General features: G+C 46.8%; 2 protein-coding genes and 1 pseudogene. All 3 read right to left on the reverse strand.

The annotated features are described in order from the left end of the window. Positions 1–149: 149 nt before the first annotated feature. Complete coding sequence (locus QT974_RS33590) at positions 150–620, reverse strand: hypothetical protein (RefSeq protein ID WP_333472690.1); 471 nt, start codon at positions 618–620, stop codon at positions 150–152. Continuing rightward, entirely contained in the window at positions 617–1,126 is a 510-nt protein-coding gene (locus QT974_RS33595) for a hypothetical protein (RefSeq protein WP_333472691.1), read from the reverse strand. Before QT974_RS33595 ends, QT974_RS33590 begins: the two co-directional genes overlap by 4 nt. A gap of 598 nt (positions 1,127–1,724) precedes the next feature. Then, a pseudogene (locus QT974_RS33600) lies at positions 1,725–2,264 on the reverse strand (acetate kinase); the annotation flags it as partial.

A 2,264-nucleotide genomic window follows, 5' to 3' on the forward strand; every position in this document is an offset into this window, starting at 1 on the left:
GATTCAATCAGATTGAGATAAGCTTGGCGGCGTTCTTCGTTCATTGCTGACAACCCATGTTTTTATAATTTTACATTCTTTGTGATGGGAAAAACAAGGGGTAAACCACGGGCGAATCAAAACCGGGCGGTTTCAATCACCCGGTTTCTTTACGGAGGAGTTGGCGCTGACTTAGGATGTTTTCCCGCGTAGTAAACAAGCACTTTGCGTTTTTCTTCATCCGGTACATAAAATACTCGGTCTGAACTTGTTACTTCATATTCCCACGCACCTTTATAAAGTTTGCCTTTTAAGGGAAAAACTCTTTTCGGTTTTCTCACCATCGGGCTACTACATAAATCCTGATAGCAGCGACGAGTATTCTCAGGCGCACGTAACAATAAAGCTTCCCAATCCCGATTAACCCTTCGGTTTTTCGCTACTACTAACCAGGACGATTCAGATAATTGCGCGATAATTTCGGCTGGATTTTCTTTTTCTTCAGATGGGGGTGTAGGAGGTGCTGTAAGTGATTCTTCAGGGGGGATTATCAACTCAGAAAGCACGGGTACAGGTGCGGCAAGTTCTTCAGAGGAAACCGCGCTTTCTGAATCGTCTGGGGTGGGTGGAGTGTGCGTCATACCTGAGTCGATTCAGTAGTGCTTTCTATTTGAGGCGGTGTCAGCAATACTTCGTCAATTTCATCGCTGAAAGCTGCTGCGAGTTCCGGGCTAAAAAGTGCGATCGCGCTTTCGTGCCATTCATGGATTACAATCTCGATCGCACTCCACGCCCCAGGTTCCGACTCCGCAAGTCGGTAAGCTGTTTCTAATTCAGCAATCAATTCGCACAGTTCATCTGAGTCAAATACTTTCAGCCATCCATAGGGATGTTGCGAACTAATTGGTTCTCCCAGACGCAGGCGGTAAGCAGCCGCCATCACTTCAAATACTGTTAAAGAAACAGTTGCAGCTTTTACCCACAGCGCCATCTCCTCCCGCCGCAGCAAAGCAAAATGTTGGTCGTTGCGAGTAATGGTGACGGGGTGTTCCATCGCCAAATCGAGAACTCGTCCCGGTTGTTGGTTCAATTCGGTTGCGGTGATTAATTCATCGCCGTAAACAAGGCGCGAAGATTCATTTAGCATAGTTTTTGCGCCTCCACGAACTTAGCTTGTCAATCTATGTGTAGTATAGCGCTTTCTAATTCAGCAATCAATTCGCACAGTTCATCTGAGTCAAATACTTTCAGAACTTACGCACGGGTGGCCAGAAACCGGGTTTTTTCCAAAAATCTTTCGCCGCAGTCCACAGATTAAGCAAAAAACCCGGTTTCTTCGATGGTGGTGCATCCAGGACTGATTTTTTTTAATACCAATTATGCAACATCTTGCTATCACAAAATTATTGGTTTGTTGGGACTGTGTAGGCTGGTGCGTCGCTATGAGATTGTCGATTTTTTTGAGATATTTTCTCTGAGCGACACACCCTACAAATTTTTGTCTTTGATTGGCTAATGTTCCTCAACAAAGGCACGTTTAAATACACAAGGGGCGACCGATCTCAACCCCGCACTCTTCAACCGGCGTCCGGCGGGTTTTGTATGTGTAGACGCAGAAAAAACCGCAGAAAAAACCGCAGAAAAAACCGCAGAAAAAACCGTGTACTCTTCAACCGGCGTCCGGCGGGTTTCGTATGTGTAGACGCGGTTTCAACCGCCGTTTCAACCGCAGAAAAAACCCCGAATTATCTCCGAGAAATATCCCAACATTCCCGCGCAATTTCCCAATCTTCCTGAGTATGAATCACCAAAACTCGCACCGCTGAATCAACCGCCGCAACATCATCATCAATTGGCGAATTCAAATTCTTCTCTCCATCCAACCTTAACCCAATAAACCCAAAAACCTCGCAAACAGCAGCCCTGACAACAGCCGAATTTTCCCCAACACCCGCAGTGAAAATCAAAGCATCCAACCCGCCCAAACTCGCCAACATCGCCCCAATACCGGCGCGCAAACGGTGCACGTAAATATCGAAAGCAAGTTGAGCCCGAGAATTGCCATTTGCGATCGCCTCCGCCACCAGCCGCATATCGCTAGAAACCCCAGAAATCCCCTTCAAACCAGAATTTCGATTCAGAATATTATCGAGTTCCTCAGCAGTCAAGTGCGATCGCCTTAACAGATGAATTATGATACCAGGATCGATCGCACCCGATCGACTCCCCATCATCAAACCATCCAAAGGAGTAAAGCCCATAGTAGTGTCAACACTCCGGCCGCC

The organism is Microcoleus sp. BM001215392 (assembly GCF_036700185.1).
Classification (GTDB): Bacteria; Cyanobacteriota; Cyanobacteriia; order Cyanobacteriales; family Microcoleaceae; genus Microcoleus.

What these genes read in the sequence shown, in the direction of transcription:
- QT974_RS33595 (WP_333472691.1), bottom strand. Translation starts at nt 1,126, where the DNA reads ATGCTAAATGAATCTTCGCGCCTTGTTTACGGCGATGAATTAATCACC.
- QT974_RS33590 (WP_333472690.1), bottom strand. Translation starts at nt 620, where the DNA reads ATGACGCACACTCCACCCACCCCAGACGATTCAGAAAGCGCGGTTTCC.